Consider the following 26,934-nt stretch of genomic DNA (forward strand, 5'->3'; position numbering starts at 1 on the left):
GTGAAGCCCTGGAACGGATAGACGTATGGCGTTGTATAATCATTGAAAGGGTCAGTGTCTCACTTGCTCTTTTTCAAATTAGAAACCTTTTGCGATAGTCCGTCGGCGTCATTTGCTTTAAAGCTTTAAACGTTTTTATAAAATAACTGGGACTCTCAAAGCCGACTTCACTGGCAACATCAATGATTTTGATTTGAGGGTCTTCCAGAACCTTCATCGCTTTCTCGACTCTAAGAAAGTTGAGGTATTCGACAGGCGTCTTTTTTACGATGGATTTAAAGAAGCGGCAAAAATGTCCTTCGCTCATTGGGATGATGGAGGCGAGATCCTGGATGAGAATCCGTTCCTTATAATGCCCATGCATATAGTGAAGAACGGGTTTAATTCGCTCAATTTTGCCCGATTCCAAGGAGATCCGGGGCATGTCCGAGGATTGCTCGCTATACGGGAGCAGCTCGGCGAATATCGACAGCAAATTTGCTTTGACCTTCATCTCGAAGCCGCGAGGTTTCTTATCGTACTGTTTGATAATATCTGTGAGCAAAATAAGAACACGTTCCTCCCAGGAGCTGGTAGGACGGAAAATATCGGGCAACACAAGGCGTCTTTCCATCCACGGTTCGATGTATTTGCTTTGAATAGCATCGTATGCGCTGCTGCTGAGCAGATGTGGATCGAAGACGATGGCATGAAAAAAGGCGGGGGGATCACCCGAAGGGTAGCAGGCATGCAGTTGCCCGCTTGGAATGAGCAGCGCTTCACCTTGCTGCAGCTCTGTCGTAGACGAGCCTATGTGGAAGCGGGCACTTCCTAGCGTCATGTAGATGAATTCAATTTCCTCATGCCAGTGGTAGTTGAAGAAGGCATCATTTTCTTTCTCGACTTGGTACACACTAAGAGGAAACATGAGGTCGCCGTGAATTCGACCTTCTCGCAAGGTTTCCAACTTCATAGGTGGGGGACTCCCTTCGAATCAAAATTATTATATCTCAATATCAGCATCATGCAAGACAAATATAGCATAAATCTAATACTATTTGATTGAGGAATAATGGTATTTATCAATATAGTTATACTGTTAGGTTACAAGAAGATGACAGCTTTGAAATTTAGTGATGCGAAGCCGCTGCACGTGTTCCATTTCGACTGCTTCTGGATGAGAGAGTTCCATTGGTGCGATTTCCAATGGGATACGCGGATTTTCCCAGAGCCTGAGCAGATGCTTCAGCGTCTCAAAAGCAAAGGACTGAAAATTTGTGTCTGGATCAACCCATAAATCGCGCAGCGTTCCCCGATGTTCGAGGAAGGTATGCAGGGTGGATACTTACTGAAACGACCGAAAGGCGATGTGTGGCAGTGGGATATGTGGCAGCCAGGCATGGGGATCGTTGACTTTACGAATCCTGTGGCATGTGAATGGTACGCAGGCAAGCTGAGAAAGCTTGTTGATATGGGTGTTGACTCGTTTAAGACGGATTTCGGCGAGCGCATTCCGACCGATGTTGTCTATCATGACGGTTCTGATCCAATTAAGATGCACAACTACTATACGCAGTTGTATAATAAAGTCGTCTTCGAAGTGCTGGAAGAGAAGCTTGGCAAAGGCGAAGCTGCCTTATTTGCCCGTTCCGCTACAGCAGGCGGACAGCAGTTCCCTGTACACTTGGGGGGGGAGTTTTATCCTTTCGTTGATGATGTGGGAAACATGGAAAGCAGGGAAATGAGGTACACCATGGAACGAATTTTTCGCCTTTTTAACGGGCGGCTGCGCAGCAAACTGATTGTTGTATTTTCGCTGATTGTTGTCTTGATCGTGATCCTCCTCTCTTATCTCTCTTACCGGCAATCCTCATTAATGAATGAGGATAATTTCATTGTCAGCAATCAGAAGATTATGAAACTAGTCAATCAAAATTTTGATAATTACATCAGTAAAATTGATGAGTTTTCCCTTACTCCGCGGAAAGATCCAGTTTTCATGGACGCCATTATTTCTAGTGAGTATTTGTCACAATTTAATATTCAGAATCAGATGAAAAATATGTTTTACTCTCGTGAAGATATTGAGGAAATGACGATTTACACACCGATTAACCATACCCAGTACCGTCTTTCTCGATCAACCGTCAATTTAACGCAGCAAAGTGATTACCAGACCGAGCAGGAAACTTGGTACAAAGAGGCAGCGGAAAGTCCTAATTTCCGCAGTATGGAACCAGCGACTAAGGCACATCAGTTTCTCGTTTTCCACCGGATTTTGATCAATATTGCTGATAAAAGACCTTTAGCGGTTATCTCGATTACTACTAATTACCGCGAATTAAATCGCATTTTTGATGATCTGTCGGACAAATCAGGCGAAGTGGTCGGGCTTTTTAACAACGTGAACCAGCCTTTCTATATAAATAAAGATGAGATTTCAGATCTTCAATGGTCAGATTTGCTGAAGTTCGTAGATGGACAAAATGGGGATACAGCCTATACGAAGATGAGGCTTGGACACGAGTCATTTCTGACGATTTACAACATGTCATCGCAAAATAAATGGAAGTTAGTTAAATTGACACCGATTACGGAGCTTAACCAAGCCGCTGCGAATGCAAGATCCATAAATTTAATTGTAGGTAGTCTATTCGTTGTGTTTTTTATTATGGTTGTTATTATCGTTTCCAATGCCATTACAGGAAGATTGAAAGACTTTTCGCGTCGAATCGAGCAGCTTGGAGAAGGCAATTTCGAATTGGACTATGAGCTGAAAGGGCAGGATGAAATTGCTCACTTATCGAGGAAATTTAACCAAATGGTACTTAAAATCAATGATTTGATCGCTGAACGGTACGAAATCAAATTGAATGAGCGGAATGCCCGGTTGAAGGCGCTCGAAGCACAGATCAATCCCCATTTCCTTTATAATTCACTGCAAGCAATATCAACGGAAGCCATTATCCATGAGGTGGACTCCATCCAACAGATGGTCGATGCATTGGCATCGTCACTGCGATACTGCATCAAAGATGGGGAAACGGTCAGCTTAAGGCATGAATTGGAGCATATTGAGAACTATTTGATTTTGCAAATAGCGAGATTCGGGGATCGGCTGCAGGTCGCTGTGGATATCCCTGAGGAAGCCAAGGCTTTTCTGATCCCGAAAATGACGCTTCAAATCCTGCTCGAAAATGCTATAGAGCATGCGCTCGAGCAAATGTCAGAAGCTATTTATATCGAAATCAGGGCGGACTTTAACGGACAATGGCTCGTTATATACGTAGCAGATGACGGTCCGGGGATGACTGCGAGTCGGCTTGAACAAGTGACATCGAGCTTGAATGAGAATTACATGGAGGTGCACGAGGAGATCGGCTTGAAAAATTTGTATTCCCGCATCAAGCTGATGTTCGGCAGTGAAGCCCATATGACGATAAGAAGTCAAAAGAATCAAGGGACCGAGATCGAAATCGGACTGCCTGTCAAAAATTCCTAGGAGGATCGCATGTATAAAGCACTGATCATCGATGACGAAGAGCCTGCAAGACGTGCGATTCAAGCACTTGGGGCATGGCAAGAGCATAGCATCACTTCCATTGTGGAAGCGAAAGACGGATTGGAAGGGTTAAACCTGCTTGCCAACATCCAACCAGATTTGATATTTGTAGATATGCGAATGCCCTTTATTGGCGGGGTCGAATTTTTGCAAAAAGCGAAGTCTATATCATCTGGTAAATTTATTGTTGTGAGCGGCTATGACGACTTTGCGTTTGCTCGCGGCGCGATCACATCCGGAGCTCTGGATTATATGTTGAAGCCAATCAAGAAGTTAGAACTGAATAAAGCGATTGCCAAGGCTGTTTCGCAGCTTGATCAGGAGTGGGCAAAGAGAAATAGCCAGCTTTCTGAGGCGATTTTACACAATATTTCAATGCCGTTGGTGAAAGAGAAAATTTTCGCGTCGATTATTGACCAGAACGGTAAATTTCACAAAATCAAAGAGCTTGAGCAGCTTGTCGAAGCCAAACCTAATGACCAATTTCAAGTCATTATCATGACCATATTGAATTTAGCCATTGTCAGTCAACAGAAATTCCGCGGGGACATTCATGCTAGCCATTATGCGATTACGAATGCGCTGAATGAGCTTTTATCGACGGCAGGGCGACCTTTTAGTTTTAAAAACAGCAGAGAAGAGCAGGAATTCATTATTGTGCTGTCTCTCTCCGACTCTGCAACCCATTCGGTTTCTATGTCCGTTGTAGAAACTGCGCTTCGTTTGCGAGAAGCCTTTGGAATCGAACTGATGGCATCTGTGGGGGAGAGGACAGATCGACTGGATCAATTGGACACTTCCTATCAGTCAGCCAAATCGTTCTTGCAGCAGGCTAACATGCTGGACCCCCATGCCGTTCATACAAGCGGAACCATGAGCACCGCTAATCGAACATCTATTTTAGCGAAGAAGGATGTATTGCTTCATGCGTTGGAAATGGGCAGTGTGATGTATGCGGGAAATATCGTCAGGGATTTCTTCGAAGAGGTTAGACGATCCGGTTATTTCAGCGTGGAGATGATGCTTCAATGCAGTACGGAATTTCAGATTCTTGCGCAGCGGCTTGTTAGTGAGGGAAGTACCTTGTCATCGCAGCTCTCTTCGCTTCTCGAACGTTTTGAACTTCTTTTTGACAAACAGGTTATGGATTTCGACCGTTACACGCTTTCGATGACCGCATTTCTGGAGGAATGGTTCGTCGCGCTGCTGCAAAGTCATAAATCCACGGAAAAGTTGGATGTCGAGTTGATAAAGTCATATATTGATCATCATTATTTTGAAGACATATCGATTGCCTTATTTACTGAAAAATACTTTATTTCCAAAGAGCATTTGCTCCGCTTGTTCAAGCAAAGATATAGCTGCGGCATTTATGAATATACATTGCAGGTACGTATGGAGAAGGCCAAAGAACTGCTGATGGATCCAGAACTCAAGATACAGACAGTAAGCGAAAAGATAGGATATAACGATACCAATTATTTCAGTAAAGCATTTAAAAAACATTTCGGAATATCTCCTTTGGCATTCAGAAGACATCCTTCCAGCAGCGGTAATTGAAAAAAAGATATGAAAACTGCACCAATTTACAGGGTATGGTTCTTGCCCCCCACTTTATACAATAAGTGGTGTAGGCAAGATATTGAGTGTAAGCGATTACAAACAAAGGGGGTAAGGTAGCTATGAACGTAAATACAGATTTTCTGTTCCAAAATACGGAATTACCGCTCGAAGAGCGTGTTATTGATTTGGTTTCCCGGTTCACTCTAGAAGAAAAAATAAACTTAATGTGCCAGTATCAAGCGGAAATTCCTCGTCTTGGTGTAAAGCCATATAAGCATGGGACGGAAGGGGCACATGGAATTGCTTGGTTGGGCGAAGCGACGGTATTCCCGCAAAATATCGGACTGGCGTGCACATGGAATCCAGAGTTGCTTCGTGAGATTGGCTCAGTAATCGGTGATGAAGCAAGGGTATATTTTCAGAAGAATCCTGCAGTAAATGGACTTACGATTTGGGCGCCGACCGTTGATATGGAGCGTGACCCTCGTTGGGGACGGACCGAGGAGGCTTATGGAGAAGATCCTTATCTGACAGGACGGATTTCTACGGAGTTGGTAAAAGGGATGCAGGGACCGCACCCGTTCTATTTGAAGGCGGTTGCAACGTTAAAACATTTCCTAGGTAATAATAACGAAATCGATAGGGGCGAATGTTCGGTAAGTATTGATCCGCGCAATATGCGTGAATATTATCTGAAAGCTTATGAGGCAGCCTTCACAGAGGGCGGCGCCAAATCCATGATGACAGCTTACAATGCGATCAACGGTACGCTCTGCAATTTGAATCCCGCTGTGAACGAGATTGTGAAGGGTGAATGGGGGATGAACGGGTTTGTCGTCAGCGATGCCGGGGATGTTCTAGGAACTGTACGAGATCATAAGCACATGCATTCTTACGCCGAAGCGGTTGCTGAATCGATCAAGAACGGGATTGATAGCATTACGGACGATCAAGAGATTTCAATTCGCGCTATCCGTGATGCGCTTGAACAAGGATTACTGAGTGAAATGGACTTGGACCTGGCGCTGCGCAATACGTTCCGTGTCCGTTTCAGACTTGGGGAGTTTGATCCGGAGGAAAGAAACCCGTATGCTAATACACCAGAGTCCAAGCTGTGTGCACCTGAGCATGCAGAGTTATCTTTACGTGCTGCACGCGAATCGATCGTTTTGCTTAAGAACGACGGAGTGCTTCCTTTGAAAAGCGGATTAGAGCGGATTGCTGTTATAGGGCCGTTGGCGAATACCGTTTATACAGATTGGTACAGCGGTACGCCCGCGTATCGAATCACACCTTTGCAAGGGATACAGGAAAAAATGGCTGGGAAGATGGTCCTCTTCGAAGAGGCCTGCGATCGAATAAGGCTCCGAAACAAGGCTACAGGCGCCTATGTTGGGATTAGCAGTGAAGCGCAGCAGCTGCTTACTGCCGATCGCATAGACGCAGCAGACGCGACGCTGTTCGACCGCGATGACTGGGGCTGGGGAAGTACTACGCTGCGCGCTGCTGACAGCAGCAAGTTCGTTACCGAGACGGACGACGGCCGTCTCGCGGCAACTGCCGACGAAGCCCGCGGCTGGTTCGTCAAAGAAGCCTTCGGCTTCGAGGCGCAGGATGGCGCCGACGCCGAGATGAAGTCGTGGGCGGGCCATCCGATAACGGTCGGCGAGGGCGGGCTGCTGACCGTTAGCGGAGAAGCCGGTCAGCCGAGAAACGTCGATCGCTTCGAGATCGACGTAGTGAAGGACGGCATCCGCGCAGCGGTGGATGCCGCTAAATCCGCCGATGCCGCCGTGGTTTTCGTCGGCAACAACCCATTCATCAACGGTAAGGAATGTGTTGATCGCCAAGACCTGACGCTTCCACCTGCGCAGGAAGCGCTAATACGCGCCGTGTTTGAAGCCAATCCGAACACGGTCGTGGTCATCGTCGGCAGCTACCCGTTTGCCGTCGTCTGGGAAGATGAGCATATCCCTGCTATGCTCTACAGCTCTCACGCCGGACAAGAGCTAGGGCACGCCGTCGCAGATGTGCTGTTCGGCGATTATAATCCGGCGGGTCGACTCAACATGACCTGGTACCGCTCTACGGACCAGCTTCCGGAATTGATGGATTATGACATTATCAAAGGGAAACGAACGTACCAGTACTTTGATGGTGAAGTTCTCTACCCGTTCGGCCACGGACGTTCTTTCACTGAATTTAAATACAGCGAGCTGCAGCTTAGTAATGCAGCGATCGATGCCGATGGACAGCTGAAAGTCTCTGTCCGTATTGAAAACATCGGAAATCTTGCTGGAGACGAAGTCGTCCAACTATATGTTCATGCAAACGAGTCTCGTGTTCAACGTCCGATTAAGACATTGAAAGGATTCCAGCGCATACATCTGCTGCCCGGTCAAAGCGAAGGCGTAACTTTCACGCTTCCAGCGGCGGAGCTTGCTTTCTGGGATGTAACGCGTGACCGGTATTGCGTAGAGAGCGGCGTTTATACGGTCATGGTCGGCTCATCTTCAGGCAGTTTGCTCGCGGAAGCAACTTTCTCCGTGTATGGAGAAACGATTCCGCCGCGTAAGCTGGATGCTCCTGTTCGTGCCGCGAACTATGACGACTATGAAGCCGTCTACTTGGACGCATGTCGCGAAGGCGGAGGAACGAGCTTGCGCAATCAAGGCGCGGTAGGCTGGATTGCCTTTCACGGTGCCGACTTGAGCAGCGGAGTGGAAGCGTTTGAAGCCCGCGTTGCCCAAGCGGAAGCGGGCGCGAAGATCGAAATCCTTCTCGACGAGCCGGATGGATTGCTTGTGGGCACTTGTACCGTGCCGCCTACGGGCGGTTGGCAGGCTTGGACGACGGTAAAGGCTGCACTGTCAGGTGCTGCCGGAATCCGCGATGTCTATCTGCGCTTCGAGGGAACTGTGCAGATCAGCTGGTTCCGACTGTACAGCGCCAGCTAAACGCTAACGTTAGAAAAAAGATTGCATCTGGACCAAGGTCCTGTGCAATCTTTTTCACTGTATAGGGAATTATTTGTTTTCAAAATCATCAATAAGATGTACTATTTGCGGGTCGAGGTTCGTAGTGCTGGTCGGCAGACAGTAAAGTTTATTTGTTTGACTTGTTGGAAACCTAAAGATACGCACATGACATTTTTTTACCCTAATGAAGGCACCATTTTACATAGACCCAACCTTCGGAATTTAGTTAAATGAAGATAAGCAAAACGCTTACAAACAAAAGGGAGGCACACTTACATGAATAAAAAATCCTTAAGCGTACTAAGCACGTCAGTGCTTATAATGTCGCTGCTGGCTGGCTGCGCAAGCGGCTCCAAGCCTGAAGCAACGAACGCAACTTCCACAGATAAAGCAGTGGGAACTGCTGCACCTGCAAACGCCAAACCGGTCACGCTAAGTATTCTTCAATATGCGCCAGAAATGACAGACGCTATGCATCATTTGGCGGACGAGTATCATAAACAGAATCCGAATGTCACGATTGATATTACCATTCATCAAGACGACTATAATACATTGTTGAAAACACGGATTAATTCCGGCGATATCCCAGATATTTTCATGTCGGGCGCTTATAACGAAAATAAAACGTACAAAGACTTTGCGTACGACTTGTCGAAAGAGGATTTTATGAAAAATATTGCCGACTCCGCTAAAACAGGCGTAACGTTGGACGGCAAAGTTCTCGGCTATCCGTTAATTCTTCAATCACATTCCTTCATTTACAATAAAAAGCTGTTCGCTGATGCAGGGATTACCGAAATGCCGAAAACATTCAGCCAGCTAGAGGATGCAGCGAAAAAGCTACAAGCCAAAGGCATTATTCCTTTTGCCAACGGCTACAAAGAATGGTGGGTTTTAGAGCAAACCTTCACGCAAGTCATGTCAGCTATGGGTGGGGATTATGCGGCAACGTTTGCAGACATCAGTGCAGGCAAGAAAAAATTAAGCGATATTCCGGCAGCGATGAATATCTTCGATCTGCTTGATATTACGACCAAATACGGGAATCCGAAGCCGCTTGAAACAGATTTCAATGCGCAGGTGAACTTGTTCGCACAAGGCAAAGCCGCTATGATGCACCAAGGAACCTGGTCTGAAGATTCGGTTCGCAAAATCAGCAAAGATCTGGACATCGGCTTCATGGCAGGTCCTGTAGGTGAAGATGCTTCCAAAGCAGGACTCATGGTCGATTCCAACATTGTGTACCGCATTAACAAAGACTCCAAAAATCTTCAAGAAGTGTTGAAGTTCTTTAACTGGCTGACCACTTCCGACTACGGTAAAAAATTCGTTCCAGTAGAAACTAAACAAATTTCTACGATTAAAGATGCGCCGTTCCCGGATGCGCAGCTGGCTAAAGCAACATCAGAATTTGTGAAAAACGGTGTTACGTATCCTTGGGTTAAAGGCTACTGGCCTGACGGTTACGAGCAAAAAGCAGGTGAAATTTTACAGAAATATGTAGGCGGTGCGTCGACAAGAGATCAAGTCAAAGATGATCTAGATAAGACGTGGGCTAAACTAGCCAAGGCCGCTCAGTAAGCTCCACCTTTTTTCAAACAATCACCAATCGAGCTGGAAGGATAGATCTTCTGGCTCGATTATTACGAATTCATAAGTACCGGAGTGAAAATAATGAAAGCTTATAATAAAACAGCCAGAAGCTACACGGAATTTTTGGTTTTTGTTACACCGGCGATGATTTTCATTCTGCTTGCAGCCATCATTCCTTTCCTAATGTCGCTATATTACTCGCTAACCAAATGGAATGGGGTAGGGAAAAATATCAAATTTATCGGCCTCGATAATTTTATTGAGCTTTTCACCACCGATACAGGATCGTTGCAATCCCTTCTGTTTACGTTGTTATATGGTATTTTGAACGTGATTCTGACAAACGTGATTGCCATTACGCTTGCTGTTATTTTAACGAAGGCGCTTAAATCGAAAGCTGTGCTTAGAGCGGCTTTTTTCATCCCGAACATTATTAGCTTGGTCATTATCGGTTTCATTTGGAAGTTTGTCTTTACACGGGTTTTCGAAGCTTTGCACGAAGCAACACATTGGTCTTTGTTTCAATGGAGCTGGTTAGGAGATCAGCATCTGGCTTTTATCTCGATTGTCCTGGTAAGTGTATGGCAGTCCGTTGGCTTTTACATGATGATTTACATTACGGGTCTTCAATCGATCCCTTCGGAATTGAATGAAGCTGCATCTATTGATGGTGTGGAAGGATTGAAGCGCTTTTTCAAAATCACGCTTCCTTTATTGATGCCTTCTCTGACCGTTGCCTTCTTTTTGACAATTGCGAACTCCCTTAAGGTGTTCGATATCATTTATACGTTAACTTTCGGTGGCCCCGGTGGCGCTACAACAAGCATTACGATGGATATTTACAACGAGGCTTTCGTGAATAACAGGTTCGGATATGCAACGGCAAAATCGCTGCTGTTCGTAGTACTAATCCTGCTTATTACCATTCTTCAAGTTAAATTTTTCAAGAGTAAGGAAGTGGAAGCATGACAAGACGAAGCCGAAGAAATTTACTGCTATTGGAGATCGTCGTCATTTTGCTGACTTGTGCGTTTATGTACCCGCTCTTCTTGGTCTTAATCAACACCTTCAAGGATTATAAGGAAGTCGTTACGAATGTAGTTAGCTTGCCGCGTACATTCAGCTTTGAGAATTACGTGCAAGTCTGGGATTTGATGAAATATCCGAAACTGTTTTGGAATACTTTGTTTATTACCGCAGTCAGTGTCATCGGTATTCTAGTCTTCGGATCGATGGCCGGCTACAAATTGTCCCGTACCAAAACTAGACTAAGCGCATTCCTCTTCTTCCTTGCGATTTCACCAATGATGCTGCCGTTTCAATCGTTCATGATTACACTGACGAAGCTGTCCAAGGAGCTGCATCTCATTAACAGCTTAAGTGGCCTGAATGTCATTTACTGGGGACTTGGTTGTCCGCTTGCGATTTTCATGTTTCACGGCTTTGTGAAACAGATCCCAATGGAGCTTGAAGAGTGCGCTGCCATAGATGGCTGTTCATCATATCGGATATTCTATCAGATCGTATTTCCGATCATGGTGCCGGTCATTAGCACGGTAGCGATACTGAATGTGATGTGGATTTGGAACGATTTCTTGCTGCCGCTCATCATGTTAAACGGCAAAGAAGCCACATTGCAGCTAGCTTCCTATAAGTTTTTTGGCCAATATAAAAGTGAATGGAACTACGCGTTGACAGCGGTAGTCTTTACAACGACTCCTCCGATCCTGTTCTTCTTGTTCATGCAGAAATTTATTATTAAAGGTATGGTTGCTGGGGCGGTTAAAGGATAATTATCCGATTAAAGGTTAAATAAATCAGATCAGCTCATATTAACAGCTGTTCTGATTTTTTGTTATTTCACCAACGATCCCTCTATCAATTGGACACAATCTATTTTTTTTAGTAGAGTATAGGTTAAGTCTGGTTGACTTATAGATTGAGGGTTTATATAGGTGGGGGGAATTCAGATGCTTCGTCTTGGTGAGAAAATAATAGTAATTGCCGATAGTTTAGAACAGAATCTGCCAATAGGCGGGTATGGATATATTATTGCTTACGACCGGAATAACGATAACATTTTCGACTACGTCGTTCGCGTCCCCAAGGAAAATAAACACTATTACGTACCTGCGTCAGATATCGAGCTTGAAGAAGTTCTTCTCCATCAGCAGGCGGACCAAGTCGAGAGAGAAGCATTGATTGATTTCGCGCTTGCAACGAAGAACGAAGAGCTGTTTCGCAAAATTATGAACGGTGAGCCAAGTGGACAACAGGAAGCAGAACGAGATAAAGATGTTCAATCAACCGAAGATTTCATTAAACAGATCGGCCTGAAGGCCTGGATTTAATACATGTTTCATCAAACACCCGCCTAGTGCTCACTAGTGCGGGTTTTGTTTGTTGCTAAAATAATGAAATGATGGTACATTAATAACCGAACACAAAACTATTTTAGTATTTTAGTTCTGAGGTGCGCATATGGATGCCAAAAAATTGTTGATTATGGAAGCAGCGAAGAAATCATTTTCACTTTTTGGGTACAAAGGTACAACGATGGATCAAATCGCCAAAATAGCCGGTGTCGGCAAAGCGACGATCTATACGTTTTTTGCCAATAAGGAAGATCTTTTGCATGAAATTGTACAATCGTTAATTGCCGAAATGAAAGCAGTCGCCGATAAAGCAATTGCAGAAGGAGCGACACCCTTCGAGAAAATTCATAGTGCGATTTATGGGGTTCTCGTTTTTCGCAAAGAGCATGAGCTGCTCATCCAATTAGCTCACGAGGTTCAACAATTTGGCAGTCCGGTAACGATCGAAGCGATGGCCAGTATCGAAACAGAAGTGATCCAGTTCATGAGTGAACATATGGAACGCGCGATACATAACGGCACGATGAAGAGCTGTGACCCGAAAATGACGGCTTTCATTTTATTCAAGCTGTATGTCGCTTTAGTTTTTGATTGGGAGAAACAAAAGCAGAACGTGCCATTAACCGACGAGCGGATTATGAACACGCTGCAGTTGTATTTTGATAACTTTCTGATTAAGTAATTTTTATTTTTTTTATTTTTATTTCATGGAGGGGTAATTATGCGATTTATTAGACCAATGGTTTATTCCGCGATGGCGATTGTCATCGGAACGAGTGCATTTCTTTTAACAACCAAACAGGCAACTAGCCAAACAGATGTCGTTAACCAACTGCATCCTACGGCTTATATTGAAACGAACGAAGTAAGCGCCAGCTTCAAAGTAGGCGGAAGAGTCACCGAAATCCTCGTGAAAGAAGGGGATGTCGTGAAAAAAGGGCAAGTGCTGGCACGTCTGCAAAGCACCGAGATTGAAGCCAAAGTCGAGCAGGCCAAAGCGGCCGTCGCGCTCGCTCAAGGCAAGATCGCTGAGGCACAAGGAGCAACAGCGACCGCTCAAGCGAAGAAGCAGCAGGGCATTGCCGGTGTCAACGTGACGGCTGATACAGCCGAGCAGCAAGTGGAGCAGGCCAAAGCGGCTGTTAGCGCTGCACAAGCCAAAGTGGATGGACTGCATAATGGGGCGCGTCCGGAAGAGAAGAAGCAAGCTGAGATTCAGTTCCAAGCGGCTTCCGAAGTATATACCATTGCTGAGCAAAACTTGAATCGGATGAAAGCGATGCTGGAGCAAGGGCTTGTTGCACAAGCTGACGTAGATAAAGTGAAGGTGAGCTTCGAAGAAGCGAAAACGAAACGCGACCTGGCACAGCAGCAGTTAAACATGGCGAATCAAGGACCGCGTGAGGAAGAAATTCGCGGAGCTGAAGCTTTGCTAGCCCAAGCGCAAGCGACCTTGAAGCTAGCTGAAGCCAATCGCGGCAACGTGCAGGTGAGACAGGGCGATGTAGCGGCAGCAACAGCAGCTGTACAGCAAGCTCAAGGTGCAATTCAATCGGCGCAATCTGGTGAACAGCAAGCGAAAGCGGCTCAGCTGGAAGCAGAGACTTACTTGAGCTACACAGAGTTAGTTGCACCAAACGACGGGGTCATTCTTAGTCAATCTGCTCAGGTGGGCGAGCTTGTAGGCTCCGGATTCCCCGTATTCTCGGTCGAGTCGACGGAGAAACGCTGGGCTAAGTTTTACTTGCCGGAGACATCTATAGCTGGACTGAAAGTTGGCAACAACATCAGCATGACCATGCTGTCAACGGGCGAGAAAGTCGTTGGTACAGTAAAAACCGTAGCGGCTGCGCCGGATTTTGCAATCAAGAAAGCGACACAAACCTCAGGCGAAACGGACATTCGTTCGTTTGGGATCAAAATTGAACTGAACACATTGCCAGACACAGCAACAACGGGAATGACCTTGCAATGGAACGGTAAAACGGAAGGATGATGAAGGAGATGGATCTTCAGATTGGCAAGCTAATTACAGAAGAATGGAAGCACATTCTGAAGGACCGACGTCTTTTTCTGATCTTGTTCTTCGTTCCGATTTTATATACGGTGCTGTTCGGATCGATTTACTTACACCATAAAGTGACCGAAATGGCCACTGTTGTTATCGATGAAGACCAAAGTCCTCTCAGTCGTCAAATCATTCAAGCCTTCGAGCAAAGTGAAACGTTCCAGATCAAGAAAGAATATCATTCGGAGGAAGATGTGAAGCGGGCGCTTTCAACGGGAGAGGCCAAGGTTGGCCTTATTATTCCGTCTAATTTCGAAGCGAAGCTGAAGCATGGTGAGACACTGCCGCTGCTTACACTGATCGATGGCAGCAACATGATGATTTCGAATTCCGCTACTAAAGGGGCTAACGAAGTCATCACAACCTTCAGCATGGGTTACTCACAAAAAAAGCTCCAACTTAAACAAGGACTGCAGAATGAAGAAGTAATGAATACACTCTCTCCAATTCCTTTTCGATATCGCATTATGTACAATTCAGCTTTCAACTATAGTGATTTTATGCTTTACGGACTAGTTGGCGCGATTTTGCAGCAAGTTCTGTTTCTTGGCATTGCCTTAACCATCACTCGCGAGAAAGATGCAGGAACATGGCAGCGGTTCGAAGCATGGAGAAGAAATCCGTGGCGCATCGCATACGCGAAGACAGCTCCATATTTCTTAATCAATTTCTTTAATACATCGGTTACCTTCGTTATCGCTTTGTATGCCTTTGGTGCACCTATGAGCGGCAGTTTGCTTGTCGGCTTGGCCGTCGTTGTCAGCTTTACCTTTGCCGTCAGCGGTATCGGTTATCTGATCAGCTTATTCTCGAGCAATCAGCTCGGAGCGACGCAGACTGCGATGTTAATTGCGGTGCCTTCCTTCATGCTATCGGGGTTCACTTGGCCATTCGAAGCCATGCCTAAAGTACTGCAGGTGGTCGGGCATATGCTTCCGCTTACGTACTTTTTAGATGGCGTGCGCAACGTATTTGTGAAAGGGAATGACTTTTCGGTCATTTGGCATGATTGCGTTTCATTGATTTTGACCGGTGCACTGACCTATTTCATTGCTATGTTGTTAACTCGTTTCGTTATCTTCTCTAAAAAGAAGTCAAAAGATGCCGCTGCGGGCACGCGAACTGTGCTGCCACCCGGTTCGAATATCACGCTATAACCAATGAGAAAGGAAGCGATTTTTTTGAAAAAAACGCTCATAAGTTTATCAGCAGCCCTGTTACTCCTTTCAAGCACAACGCAAACTCTCGTATTCGCCGATAATGCCCAAGATCCAAATCAAAATGTATACGTCAATGTAGACGTTCTGGAAACCGTATCTTCCGTGGATTTGACATACGTGCTGGATAAAGCGCTGAAAGATTCCCATAACCTTGCCCTGCTAACGCTAAAATACGCGGCTCAAGGCAGTAAAAAGGGCGATCTGGAACAGCAAATGAACGAGATGGGTTCGGCCTCGATGACGCCTGGTCATTTGCCGAGCACGCCTGCGGAGGTCACCAATACAGGAAATCCTCAGCTGCCTAACCTAACCAACCCAACCGATATCGCCTGGACGGTCATGCAAAATAATGCCATGAACCAGATGATGCAGGGGATGGGGGCTCTGGCTGGCGGCATGAATAAAATCATATCCTCCCAACGCGCGCAAATGAGCACAGCAGCGCATCAGCTCGGGACGGACCAGCGGAACTCGCTGCTGCAGTCAGATGAAGCTAAGGCGGGCATCCGCCTGCAAACCATTGCGCAATATGTGCAGCTATTAGCACAGAAGAAGCAGCTAGATTTCATGAAGGAATATGAAGGTGTGATAGAGAAAGACCTGCTGAAAGCTACGCTTTTCGCGCAGCAAGGGTTAGCATCACCTGACGATGTGGAGACGGTGCAAAAAGCCATCAATAAGCAAAAGGATGATATCGCAACATTGCTTAATAACTACCGGTTGGGGCTAGTTCAGCTTTCGACCGACATTGGGATTTCCTACGACCCTAATCTAGTAATCAAGGATATCGAGTCTATTTCAGTAGATCCCATTTCGGAGACAGATACGACTACCTTGTTGAAGGCTTCCTATCAGATGAAAACAGCCGGTAATAACATCGACGAAGCCGTATGGGAAACGGGTCACACGGTTACCCAAAACACCTATGGTGACACGTATCAAGGCGTTAATCTGGCGATAAACGGGCAGAAAAATGAGCAAACCAAGCTTGAACTGACCAAGAAAATTCAAACGACGTACAACGATGCCAAGAATGCGTATCAAGCCGTTCTCACGGAACAGCGGAACTTGAATGATGTGCAGGCCGATTTTAGTAAAATGAATTTTCGATATAGCGTTGGCGTCATCTCCAAACATGATCTGAATAAATTCGCGATCAAAGTCCGTCAGAATGAAACAGCCTTAGCCGCTGCTAAGCTTAAATATTACGTGTTAAAAGAAAAAGCGAAAGCGATGGATACGGGATTTATCCAATAATTCTTGACCATAAATTCAACCGCAGCTTCTTTTTAGCAACGGCCTTCAAGCCAAGCTGAGAAGAAAGCTGTGGTTTTTGATTTGTGGTTTTTTCTGGATTGAGTTCGTAAAATATCTGGGATATAATGAAAAGAATGACTAAATGCTGATTAATTAAAGGGGTGTAGAAAACTTGAGCATAACGAAAACAGATGTCGAGCACGTTGCGAAGTTGGCTAGACTCGACCTGAGTGATAACGAGAAAGAACTATTTACCGAACAGCTAAATGCCATTTTAAAATATGCCGAGCAGCTGAATGAGCTGAATACCGAAGGTGTTATTCCGACAAGTCATGCCATGCCGTTAGTCAACGTCATGCGTGAAGATGTCACGAAGCCATCGCTGCCTATTGAGAAAGTGATGCTGAACGCACCCGATCACGAAGACGGGCAATTCAAAGTCCCAGCTGTTTTAGAATAAGAACCATTATGAAAGGAAGTGCCTGTCGTTGTCTTTGTTTGATTTAAACCTACAACAAATTCACGCGAAGCTTCAAGGCAAAGAACTTAAAGTTGCCGATCTCGTGGATCAATCCTATACAAGAATTCAGCAAGTGGAGAACAAGGTTCGCGCCTTTCTTACATTAGATGAAGAGAACGCCAGACAAGCTGCCGCCAAGTTGGACGAGCAGTTCGCGAGCATCAGTGAACGCGGCCCTTTATTCGGCCTTCCGATTGGGATCAAAGATAACATGGTCACCGAGGGTTTGAAAACGACCTGTGCAAGCAAAATCTTATCCAATTTCACGCCGATCTATGATGCAACCGTGGTTACCAAGCTCAAAGATGCTCAAACTGTTACGATCGGCAAGCTCAACATGGATGAATTCGCGATGGGCGGCTCCAATGAGAACTCCGCTTTCCATCCGTCCCACAATCCGTGGAACACGGATTACGTACCGGGCGGCTCCAGCGGCGGCTCCGCTGCAGCAGTAGCTGCAGGCGAAGTGTACTTCGCGCTGGGTTCAGACACAGGCGGCTCGATTCGCCAGCCTGCCGCTTACTGCGGTATCGTCGGGTTGAAGCCGACGTACGGTCTCGTGTCCCGCTATGGTCTAGTCGCGTTCGCGTCCTCACTCGACCAAATCGGGCCGCTGACGAAGAACGTCGAAGACTCCGCCTACTTGCTGCAAGCCATCGCCGGCTACGACCCGAAGGATTCCACATCTGCGAAAGTGGATATCCCAGATTACCTTAGCGCATTGACCGGTGATATCAAGGGCCTGCGCATCGGTGTACCCAAAGAATACATGGGCAATGGTATCGACCCTGCGGTCAAAGAGAAAGTGCTTGAAGCGCTCAAAGTGCTTGAAGGCTTAGGCGCTGTATGGGAAGAAGTGACGCTGCCTCATTCTGAGTATGCCGTAGCGACTTACTACTTGCTCGCTTCTTCCGAAGCGTCCTCGAACCTTGCGCGCTTTGATGGCGTGCGCTACGGTGTACGTTCGGACAACGCTCGCAACTTACTGGACTTGTACCACATGTCGCGCAGCGAAGGCTTTGGCCCCGAGGTCAAACGCCGCATTATGCTTGGAACCTATGCATTAAGCTCAGGCTACTATGATGCTTACTACTTGAAAGCACAACAAGTCCGCACCCTGATCAAGCAAGATTTCGATCAAGTGTTTGAGAAATACGACATCATCATCGGACCAACGGCTCCGACACCTGCTTTCAAAATCGGTGAGCAAAGCAGTGATCCACTCACGATGTATTTGAACGATATCATGACCATTCCGGTCAGTTTGGCGGGCATTCCTGCGATTAGCGTACCTTGCGGATTCGTGAACGAACTTCCCGTTGGCCTGCAAGTCATCGGCAAAGCGTTGGATGAAGCTACCCTTCTGCGTGTAGCCCACGCTTTCGAGCAGCATACAGATCATCATAAGCAGCGCCCGCAGTTGTAGGTTAATAGTTCATGAGTAACGAAGGAGGCATTCATTTTGTCGGCAACAGATACCCAATTTGAAACTGTAGTCGGTCTTGAAGTTCACGTAGAACTTCATACCGCTTCCAAAATATTTTGTAGTTGTGCAACCTCATTCGGAGCACCTCCGAATACGAATACATGTCCGGTTTGTTTAGGTCACCCAGGTGTACTTCCGGTACTTAACCGTCAAGCAGTTGAATATGCGATGAAAGCCGCTATGGCTCTCAATTGTACGATTTCCACACATAGTAAATTTGACCGTAAAAACTACTTTTACCCGGATTCACCGGATGCCTACCAAACTTCGCAATATGATCAGCCGATCGGCTTGAACGGTTGGATCGATATTGAAGTGAATGGAGTAAGCAAGCGTATTGGCGTGACTCGCGTTCATCTAGAGGAAGATGCAGGTAAGCTGACACACGTTGATGGTGGTTACACCTCACTTGTGGATTTGAACCGTGCGGGAACGCCTCTGATTGAAATCGTATCCGAGCCTGATCTGCGTTCGCCAGAGGAGGCACGGGCTTATCTGGAGAAGCTCAGAGCGATCATGATCTATTGTGACGTTTCCGATGTGAAAATGGAGGAAGGCTCGCTGCGCTGTGACGCCAACATCAGCTTGCGTCCTTTCGGGCAAGAGAAATTCGGCACGAGAGCCGAGCTGAAGAACATGAACTCGTTCCGCGGTGTCCAAAGAGGACTCGAGTACGAGGAATATCGCCAAGCCGAAATTCTCCGCAGCGGTGACGAAGTTGAGCAAGAAACCCGCCGCTGGGATGAAGCGCAAGGCAAGACTTTGTCCATGCGCGGCAAAGAAGATGCTCATGATTACCGCTACTTCCCAGATCCGGATCTCGTTAGCCTGCATATCGACGATGCTTGGAAAGCTAGTGTCAAAGCCTCTATCCCTGAATTGCCTGACGCGCGTAAAGCGAGATACAGCAGTGAGTATGGGCTGCCAAGCTATGATGCCGATGTAATCACTTCATCCATGAAGCTGGCAAATTTCTTCGAAGAGAGCTTGCAATATACTAAAGATGCCAAAGCGGTCTCGAACTGGATCATGGGTGATCTGCTTGGGTATTTGAACGCGAATAACCTCGAACTAGCCGATGTGAAAATCACGGGTAAGGGCTTGGGCGAGATGATTGGTCTGATTGAGAAAGGCACAATCTCCACCAAAATCGCCAAAACAGTGTTCAAGGAAATGATCGAATCCGGCAAAGAGCCGCAAAAGATCGTTGAAGAGCAAGGGCTTGTACAAATCAGCGACGAAGGTGCTATTAAGACCATTGTTGAGCAGGTCGTAGAGAACAGTCCGCAATCGGTAGCGGATTTCAAAGCCGGCAAAGAAAAAGCCGTGGGCTTCTTAGTCGGGCAAGTTATGAAAGAAACCAAAGGTAAAGCGAATCCAGGGCTCGTCAACAAATTAATTGTGGAGTGCCTGAACAGTAAATGATGAAGATTAAAGTGGCGTTCCGATGTTATGGAAGCCACTTTTTTCAGTTAATTAGCATGTAAGTTTTAGAGGGGAGGACTCTGCTTGTCCATTCAACGACTTCTATTGGAAACTAACGAGGATATCTTGGTCCTGCTATCTCTACAAATCGCTTCCTATCGTGTGGAAGCTGATCTTATTGGCTTCGATGACATCCCGCCGCTGAAGGATGGGATTCAATCTATACGCGAAGCGGAGGAAACATTTTATGGCTTTTTCGTTGATGAGAACAATGCGAGCACACTTGCTGGCGCCATCTCTTACTCCCGAGAAGGCTGCATGGTCACGATTTGCCGCATGATGGTGCATCCGAATTATTTTCGCCGTGGGATTGCTAGGTCACTTTTACAACATATACTATTGGATCAACAGTTGAATGGAGCGACACGCTTCATTGTATCCACCGGAACAGAGAATCTCCCTGCTATTCAGTTATACGAGAGTTTCGGTTTCGCGGTACGTCGAGTATTCACAGTTCCACCGGGAATAAGCTTAACCACTTTCGAAAGGCCTGCCATTACCTCCTAAGTATTTTTTCAGTAGTTCTCGCTATCTTGTGTGATACAAGGCACTTTCAGTTTGAAAAAAGGGAGCGGTTACACGATGAGCAATCCTTGGGTTATTGATCAACTCCATATTACTATTCGGTTAGTTCTGGCGCTTTTTCTAGGCGGCTTAATCGGGTTTGAGAGGGAAGTTAGCAGTCATGCAGCTGGCCTTCGTACACATATTTTAGTATGTGTGGGCTCTGCCCTTGTGATGTTGCTTTCTATGTATGGGTTTAGTGCCTTTGTGAACGAAGTAAATGTCCGTATTGATCCTTCGCGTTTAGCTGCGCAAGTGATTAGCGGTATTGGATTCTTAGGTGCTGGAACGATTATTTTTAACGGGAGATCCATTACGGGTCTCACGACAGCAGCTTCCCTTTGGGTAGTTGCAGGGATTGGTCTTGCCATTGGTGCTGGATTCTACTATCCGGCAGTGCTCGCTTGTTTCATGGTACTCATTTCCTTATGGATTTTAAATAAATTGGAGCATAAATATTTTAATGGGAAGAAAATTCGTATTCTCAAAATTCTGGCGGTTGATCAACCGGGGACGCTAGGACTTATTACGACACTGCTTGGTAAACAGAAAGTTGACATCCGTAAGATCGCAATGGAAGAACAAGAAAACGAGAATAAACCGAATCATGTTCAAATTACCTTCCACGTCACCATTCCTAAGCCGTCCATTATCGGGACGATTCTTGAAGAAATCAATCAAATGAAAGGGGTTACCGCTGTTACTCTCGAAAAAAGTAAAAATTGAAGGGGTCAGCCCGTAAGAAGCGTCTAAGCTTTTGGACGAACAGAAAGGGGGGAAGTCAGGTATGGACAAAATGACGGATGAGCAGCTGATCGACCAGGTCCGTCAAGGTCATTCCGATGCTTACCGTGTATTGGTAGAAAGGCATAAGAACTACATCTATACATTGGTATACCGCATGGTCCCGCATAAGGAAACTGCTGAAGACTTAACCCAAGAAGTGTTCGTTAAGCTGTTTCGTTCATTAACTCATTTTCGTGGCGATGCGAAGTTCACTACTTGGCTGTATCGCATGACGATGAATCTCGTGACCGATTTTCGACGTTCTCAGAAGCGTAAGCCCTATGAAGCACTGCTCGATAAAATGAAGGGCTGGTTTACAGATGCCCGTGAGCAGCCCGAGGAAATAGCTATGCTAAAGGATGATCAGGAGCGTATGCAGTCTCTTCTTTCCGAACTTCCAGACAAGTATAGGTTAATCATGTATTTGTTTCATTATAAGCAGCTATCGTACCAAGAAATGTCTGAGGTGACCGGGCTGCCCATGAAAACGCTGGAGACTAGACTCTATCGGGGAAAGGCGATGCTAAAAGAGAAATGGTTGGAGGTGAATGCACATGAATCCCAAACATCAGGAAGACACTCGGCTCACGCAATACCTAAATAAACTGCTGGACGAGATGCCGCTTAGCGAACCAAGTCCAATGTTGACGGAGCGTGTGATGCGCAGGGTACAATCTACTGAAATTCCTGAGATTGCAAATAATCCTCAAGTCGGCAGAAGAAAACAATGGGTGAACAGTTTTGTGGCGATAGCAGCGACTGTGCTCCTCATGCAATCAGGGATTATCAACAAAATTATGCATATTAATTCGGGGATCACTCAGATCACAGCGTACATCCAACAATTATCTCAATACTTATAAAAAATAGACAGGAGGCATTCGCATGAATCTGCCGAAAGACAATCCGCATATTCCGGAGTATTCGCCTAATCCATCTTTTCAACACTATCCTCCTTATTATTCTGCGCCAAGAAAACGTAAATGGGTCGCAGGCGTACTATCGTTCATTGTCCCGGGAACTGGACACTTTTACTTAGGCCTTATGCAGCGCGGTCTATTTATTATGATGCTCCTTATTCTCGATATTTTTATTATCACATCTTTCACTACTCGGTCCGACACAAGTGTACCCATGGTAACGCTTTTTGCATTGTTTATTCCTGTCATTTACTTCTACAATCTATTTGACGCGCTACAAACCACTGACAATGTGAATCGGCGCAATGAGCTTGGCGAGTTTGCGGCAAGTCTCTATGATAGTGAAGATCCCTTACAGAAGCTGATCAAAGGTACCAATCTTGGTGTTATTCTCATTGCTGCAGGTGTATTGTTCTTTCTTCTCAGCAATAAACCTCGATGGTTTACAGGGCTTTTTGATCTCATGGGCTCATATGTTGGATCCGTTATCCTTGTCCTTGCTGGTTTGGCTATGTATGTACTAGATTCCCGTAAAAATAAATAGCCCATATGGTGCTTTATGCGCAACCATCATTGACAAAAGTCAATTAACACACGTACAATATAATGTAAGGTTTTAATGACTAACATCAGGTGGTGAGTACCATGGCAGCACAATTAGAACAGGCTTTAGCTAAGTTGAAGACAACAGGTGTACGGATGACGCCGCAGCGGCATGCTATTCTATCCTTTTTGCTGGACTCCATGACTCATCCGACAGCAGATGACATTTACAAGTCTCTTGAATCGAAATTTCCTAACATGAGCGTTGCGACTGTTTACAATAATCTCAAAGTATTTATTGAATCGGGACTCGTTCGGGAACTGACTTATGGAGACAGCTCGAGTCGCTTTGATGCGGATATGACGGACCATTATCATGCTGTTTGTGAGTTGTGCGGGAAGATTTCGGATTTTGAGTATCCGCCGCTTTCGGATATAGAGACTACCGCTGCTGAGCAAACAGGCTTTCGTGTTGGCGGTTATCGATTAGAGGTTTATGGCGTTTGCCCGGATTGTACAGGGATTACCAAGCATTAACTTAAGCAGAATTCCTCATTAGCTGTACCTATGATGTATAATGAAACGTGATCCTACCTTTCGGCAGTAGAGAGGTTAGAACACGTTTTTTTCTTTATATATATCATAAAGGAAGTGAAATCTTGCATTCAACACCTACAGATCAGCAACCGAAACGCCGAAGATCAACGAAAAGAATACTCTTATTATTTGGTCTTTTTATTGGAATGTTTGCCGCGGGTGCAGCTTCGTTCTTATGGCAGCAGTTAGCGCCAAACCGAGCGCAAGTAGAACCAGATTATCACGAGTTAAGTAAACCGGTTTTTTATCAAGGGAATTTTTTTAAGACCAGCGCAATTGGGGAAAAAGAGGGACTGAAGCTTCCGCTTACGCTTATTCAGGAGTGGATGGACCCATCGATTATATATGAAAAAAGCAGTGATTCCGTTATTATCACAACGAAAGATAAAGTATTGCGGTTAAAGACTACGGAGCTTTCAGCGTTAATGAACGAGAAGCCAGTCACGTTATCTTTTCCTGTTGAAAAGAAAGGGAATGATATTTACGTGCCCATAGAGCCTCTTCGGCAGCTGTATCCTTTTGAAATAAGAGAGTCCGAAAAGTCAGGTGCCATTCTTTTATTCAAAAAAGGTGACCTCGTCAAGTGGGGGAAGCATATGGCTACTGAAGATGCGCAGCTGCGGACATTTGCTTCTATAAAAGCACCGATAGTTTCTACGATCGCAAATAATGAGCAAGTTATGATACTAGCCGTAGAGGGAGACTGGTATCGCGTACAGCAGCAAAGTGGTCCAATCGGATACGTTCGTAAGGCTGATATCTTAGAGGACCATGAGGAAACAATTCCGTTACAGGAACAGGCATCAGCCTATGTACCTTGGAAGCCGCTTAGCGGCAAACTAAATCTGACTTGGGAGCACGTTATTACGAAGAATCCTGACACTTCCAAGCTTGGCGATATGCCTGGCTTACATGTTGTTAGCCCTACCTGGTTCTCTCTGGCTGACGGCGAGGGGCGTATTAAGAACTTAGCCGACGCTTCCTATGTGAAATGGGCGCAAACGCGTAATTATCAGGTCTGGGCGTTGTTTAGCAACGGCTTTGAACCCGACCGAACGTCTCAAGCGCTATCTACTTATGATCGTCGTATGAAAATGATAAAACAGTTGCTCGGATTTGCACAAACGTACAATTTGCAGGGCATCAATATTGATTTTGAAAATGTGAATCTCAAAGATAAAGAAAATCTGGTCCAATTTGTCCGCGAATTGACGCCTTTTATGCATGAACAAGGCCTTGCCGTTTCCATCGATGTTACACCGAAATCAACGAATGAGATGTGGTCGATGTTTTATGACAGACCTGCGCTTGCCGAAGTTGTTGACTACATGATGCTGATGGCTTATGACGAATACTGGGCGTCTAGCCCAAAATCCGGCTCCGTTTCATCGCTGCCATGGACAGAGCGCTCTGTTACCCAGCTTCTGGGGAGCGAGAAGGTGCCACCATCTAAGCTTGTCCTAGGAGTGCCATTCTATACGCGTCAGTGGACCGAAGAGACCAAAAATGGTAAGACGACAACTACCTCCAAAACCTTAACGATGGAAGCCGCCCAGGCGATTATTAAAGATAAGAAACTTACCCCTACTTTCTTAGAGGAAACAGGTCAGAACTATGTGGAGTACAAAGAGGGAGAAAAACTTATCCGGATTTGGTTAGAAGATGAAACATCGATAAAAGCAAGGCTTGAACTCGTGAAAAAGTACGATTTGGCAGGAGTGGCCTCTTGGAGAAGAGGCTTTGAACAGCCGGCAACGTGGAAAGTCATTCAGGATACTTTGCAGCAAACTAAGCCATAACAAAACAAAAAGCCGAACCCAAGAGGGTTGCGGCTTTTATTTTTCAATCAATGAGGCTTATGTTCGTGAGCTCTGTCCACTTCGAGTTGAACGGTTTGCGCAACCGCTGTTTCGTTCTCTGCCGTTGGTTCGTATTGTGGATCAACGGTTAAAATCGTTTTACAAAACATACAGCGATCCGTTTTCCCCAGCATTTTCGTTCTTCTTCCGCACTCCGGGCAATCAATGACAGTCGCCGATGTGGAAAGCATTCCTGCCCAGAAGTATATCCCCATGCTAACCATCATACTTATCATACCAATGATCATGAAGATCACAGCAATGATTCGCCCAGCCTTCCCCCAGTCAAAAACGATGCCCGCAAGTCCTATAATCATAAGCAGCATTCCGCCCATGGTCATGGCAAGACCCCATAAGCGGAATTCATTTACTTTACTTGATCCGAAACGCACGCTTTGTTCCTCCCCATTCAATAGCTATCATATTTGTATGAATTGTCACAGAAATCAGCAGGAAACTCCTTCTACGATGTAGAAATAAATATAAACAATTTGGAGACAGGAGCTTCGGATACCCATGGGAATCGATAAAGAGCAGTTTTTGCTTAAGTTCCGAAATGACCCGAGAATCATTAGTGTCATGGCGGTAGATAATCCTAAGCAACTTCCTTCACTGACAGATGGTTTTGATACGCTACTTCTTATAGTAACGAATGACCTGAGCCTGAACAATCATACGACTAATTATATAAGAGACGATTCGAGGATACAAGAAAGATGGGTAGATCCGTCTTCCATAGAGCAATGGATACGTCAAGGCATCAACCGAAATATCCTTCACTGGCTGCTAAAAGGGGAGATACTTCTGGATCAGAACACTTATTTAGAAGGCTTGCGTCACCGAATACTCGAGTTTCCGGGGGACTTACGTGAGCACAAACTACTTGTTGAATTCTCCCACTTTCTGCGTAAGTATCTTCAAAGCAAGGAATACATCTTAGATGAGCATTTGCTGGATGCTTACAATAACATTCTAGAAGCGCTTCATCACTGGGCTCGCATTGTTATTATCGAAGATGGCTATCACCCGGAAATTACCGTATGGAGGCAGATCCGTGCGATTAATCCTGGCGTGTATAAGCTATATGAGGAACTGACGATGAGTAAGGAAACGTTGAAACAGAGAGTTCAGCTCGTTCTGCTTGCCTGTGAATTTTCGGTTATGTCGAAAATGGAGCGTTGTTGTAAGGCGTTTATTCAAATCCTAAGAGAAAATGAACAACCATTAAGTACGGATGAACTGCAGCAGCATTCTCAGTTAGTTGAACTTAGATCGGAGCTTCCCTTACTGTTAAATAAGCTTGTCAAAAAAGGATTGATTAAAGAAGTGGCCTTTCTTATTGATGAAGACAATTCAGAAATCGAGTTAAGATATACGAGTGTATAATTGAACAAAACCCATGAAGAATCAGGTATTATTCTGGTTCTTTTTTTATTCTTATTTTATTGCTTGACTTTGATTGTGATTCTATGATAAATTAACTCTCGCCGCTAAAAACGGTTCACATTCGAAAGCCAACGCAGTACCAAGATGTAAGCAAGCAAAAAAAAAGAAAAATAAAAAAAGCTTGCATTGA

24 protein-coding genes and 1 pseudogene are annotated in these 26,934 nt (G+C 45.5%); 23 read left to right on the top strand and 2 right to left on the bottom strand.

The window, feature by feature from the left end; translation table 11 throughout:
• Positions 1 to 73: 73 nt before the first annotated feature.
• Positions 74 to 952 (bottom strand): AraC family transcriptional regulator, encoded by an 879-nt coding sequence (locus tag NYR53_RS06710; RefSeq protein ID WP_261304472.1) that lies wholly within the window; start codon positions 950 to 952, stop codon positions 74 to 76.
• 171 nt (positions 953 to 1,123) lie between these two features.
• Between NYR53_RS06710 and NYR53_RS06715 the strand changes: the two are divergent.
• The 22 genes and pseudogenes from NYR53_RS06715 to NYR53_RS06820 form a co-directional block, all read left to right on the top strand.
• Positions 1,124 to 1,675, top strand: a pseudogene (locus NYR53_RS06715) (TIM-barrel domain-containing protein); the annotation flags it as partial.
• A 975-nt stretch (positions 1,676 to 2,650) separates the two neighbouring features.
• Positions 2,651 to 3,481 carry a sensor histidine kinase gene (locus tag NYR53_RS06720; RefSeq protein WP_261306295.1) on the top strand — a complete coding sequence of 277 codons (831 nt, stop codon included), beginning with the start codon at positions 2,651 to 2,653 and terminating at the stop codon, positions 3,479 to 3,481.
• A gap of 9 nt (positions 3,482 to 3,490) precedes the next feature.
• On the top strand, positions 3,491 to 5,101 hold the full coding sequence (locus NYR53_RS06725) for a helix-turn-helix domain-containing protein (protein WP_261304473.1): 1,611 nt from the start codon (positions 3,491 to 3,493) through the stop codon (positions 5,099 to 5,101).
• 122 nt (positions 5,102 to 5,223) lie between these two features.
• Positions 5,224 to 8,061, top strand: coding sequence for a glycoside hydrolase family 3 protein (locus NYR53_RS06730; protein WP_261304474.1), 2,838 nt, complete (start codon positions 5,224 to 5,226; stop codon positions 8,059 to 8,061).
• A 297-nt stretch (positions 8,062 to 8,358) separates the two neighbouring features.
• Positions 8,359 to 9,666 carry an ABC transporter substrate-binding protein gene (locus tag NYR53_RS06735; protein ID WP_261304475.1) on the top strand — a complete coding sequence of 436 codons (1,308 nt, stop codon included), beginning with the start codon at positions 8,359 to 8,361 and terminating at the stop codon, positions 9,664 to 9,666.
• Positions 9,667 to 9,759: 93 nt separating this feature from the next.
• Positions 9,760 to 10,647: a carbohydrate ABC transporter permease gene (locus NYR53_RS06740; protein ID WP_261304476.1), complete on the top strand. Its 888-nt coding sequence runs from the start codon at positions 9,760 to 9,762 to the stop codon at positions 10,645 to 10,647.
• Complete coding sequence (locus tag NYR53_RS06745) at positions 10,644 to 11,471, top strand: carbohydrate ABC transporter permease (RefSeq protein ID WP_261304477.1); 828 nt, start codon at positions 10,644 to 10,646, stop codon at positions 11,469 to 11,471. The genes NYR53_RS06740 and NYR53_RS06745 overlap by 4 nt, the downstream gene beginning before the upstream one ends.
• Positions 11,472 to 11,648: 177 nt before the next feature.
• A complete protein-coding gene (locus NYR53_RS06750) occupies positions 11,649 to 12,029 on the top strand; it encodes an ATPase (RefSeq protein ID WP_261304478.1) in 381 nt (126 codons plus the stop codon).
• Between the two features lie 130 nt (positions 12,030 to 12,159).
• Complete coding sequence (locus tag NYR53_RS06755) at positions 12,160 to 12,735, top strand: TetR/AcrR family transcriptional regulator (protein ID WP_261304479.1); 576 nt, start codon at positions 12,160 to 12,162, stop codon at positions 12,733 to 12,735.
• A 39-nt stretch (positions 12,736 to 12,774) separates the two neighbouring features.
• Complete coding sequence (locus NYR53_RS06760) at positions 12,775 to 14,049, top strand: HlyD family secretion protein (RefSeq protein WP_261304480.1); 1,275 nt, start codon at positions 12,775 to 12,777, stop codon at positions 14,047 to 14,049.
• Between the two features lie 8 nt (positions 14,050 to 14,057).
• Complete coding sequence (locus tag NYR53_RS06765) at positions 14,058 to 15,278, top strand: ABC transporter permease (RefSeq protein ID WP_261304481.1); 1,221 nt, start codon at positions 14,058 to 14,060, stop codon at positions 15,276 to 15,278.
• 24 nt (positions 15,279 to 15,302) lie between these two features.
• A complete protein-coding gene (locus tag NYR53_RS06770) occupies positions 15,303 to 16,598 on the top strand; it encodes a TolC family protein (protein ID WP_261304482.1) in 1,296 nt (431 codons plus the stop codon).
• Between the two features lie 172 nt (positions 16,599 to 16,770).
• Positions 16,771 to 17,058, top strand: a complete 288-nt coding sequence (gene gatC, locus NYR53_RS06775; protein ID WP_057305138.1) for an Asp-tRNA(Asn)/Glu-tRNA(Gln) amidotransferase subunit GatC — start codon at positions 16,771 to 16,773, stop codon at positions 17,056 to 17,058.
• Between the two features lie 28 nt (positions 17,059 to 17,086).
• On the top strand, positions 17,087 to 18,544 hold the full coding sequence (gatA, locus tag NYR53_RS06780) for an Asp-tRNA(Asn)/Glu-tRNA(Gln) amidotransferase subunit GatA (protein WP_261304483.1): 1,458 nt from the start codon (positions 17,087 to 17,089) through the stop codon (positions 18,542 to 18,544).
• 33 nt (positions 18,545 to 18,577) lie between these two features.
• Complete coding sequence (gene gatB, locus NYR53_RS06785) at positions 18,578 to 20,029, top strand: Asp-tRNA(Asn)/Glu-tRNA(Gln) amidotransferase subunit GatB (RefSeq protein ID WP_437180166.1); 1,452 nt, start codon at positions 18,578 to 18,580, stop codon at positions 20,027 to 20,029.
• A gap of 84 nt (positions 20,030 to 20,113) precedes the next feature.
• Complete coding sequence (locus NYR53_RS06790; protein WP_261304485.1) at positions 20,114 to 20,596, top strand: GNAT family N-acetyltransferase; 483 nt, start codon at positions 20,114 to 20,116, stop codon at positions 20,594 to 20,596.
• Positions 20,597 to 20,671: 75 nt separating this feature from the next.
• Positions 20,672 to 21,379 carry an MgtC/SapB family protein gene (locus NYR53_RS06795; RefSeq protein WP_261304486.1) on the top strand — a complete coding sequence of 236 codons (708 nt, stop codon included), beginning with the start codon at positions 20,672 to 20,674 and terminating at the stop codon, positions 21,377 to 21,379.
• A gap of 61 nt (positions 21,380 to 21,440) precedes the next feature.
• The gene (locus NYR53_RS06800; protein ID WP_261304487.1) at positions 21,441 to 22,043 is read left to right on the top strand and encodes an RNA polymerase sigma factor; all 603 of its coding nucleotides are present in this window, start codon (positions 21,441 to 21,443) and stop codon (positions 22,041 to 22,043) included.
• Positions 21,994 to 22,302, top strand: a complete 309-nt coding sequence (locus tag NYR53_RS06805) for a hypothetical protein (RefSeq protein ID WP_261304488.1) — start codon at positions 21,994 to 21,996, stop codon at positions 22,300 to 22,302. Before NYR53_RS06800 ends, NYR53_RS06805 begins: the two co-directional genes overlap by 50 nt.
• 22 nt (positions 22,303 to 22,324) lie before the next feature.
• Positions 22,325 to 22,903, top strand: coding sequence for a DUF6677 family protein (locus NYR53_RS06810; protein ID WP_261304489.1), 579 nt, complete (start codon positions 22,325 to 22,327; stop codon positions 22,901 to 22,903).
• Between the two features lie 101 nt (positions 22,904 to 23,004).
• Entirely contained in the window at positions 23,005 to 23,439 is a 435-nt protein-coding gene (gene perR, locus NYR53_RS06815) for a peroxide-responsive transcriptional repressor PerR (RefSeq protein WP_057305131.1), read from the top strand.
• A 122-nt stretch (positions 23,440 to 23,561) separates the two neighbouring features.
• Positions 23,562 to 25,298, top strand: coding sequence for a glycosyl hydrolase family 18 protein (locus NYR53_RS06820; RefSeq protein ID WP_261304490.1), 1,737 nt, complete (start codon positions 23,562 to 23,564; stop codon positions 25,296 to 25,298).
• A 47-nt stretch (positions 25,299 to 25,345) separates the two neighbouring features.
• On the opposite strand, the gene NYR53_RS06825 is transcribed toward NYR53_RS06820, so the two are convergent.
• Positions 25,346 to 25,750, bottom strand: coding sequence for a DUF2614 family zinc ribbon-containing protein (locus tag NYR53_RS06825; protein ID WP_261304491.1), 405 nt, complete (start codon positions 25,748 to 25,750; stop codon positions 25,346 to 25,348).
• A 124-nt stretch (positions 25,751 to 25,874) separates the two neighbouring features.
• On the opposite strand from NYR53_RS06825, the gene NYR53_RS06830 reads away from it, so the two are divergent.
• The gene (locus NYR53_RS06830; RefSeq protein ID WP_261304492.1) at positions 25,875 to 26,744 is read left to right on the top strand and encodes a nucleotidyltransferase-like protein; all 870 of its coding nucleotides are present in this window, start codon (positions 25,875 to 25,877) and stop codon (positions 26,742 to 26,744) included.
• Positions 26,745 to 26,934 lie beyond the last annotated feature (190 nt).

It is taken from the genome of Paenibacillus andongensis, from assembly GCF_025369935.1.
Lineage (GTDB): Bacteria > Bacillota > Bacilli > Paenibacillales > NBRC-103111 > Paenibacillus_E > Paenibacillus_E andongensis.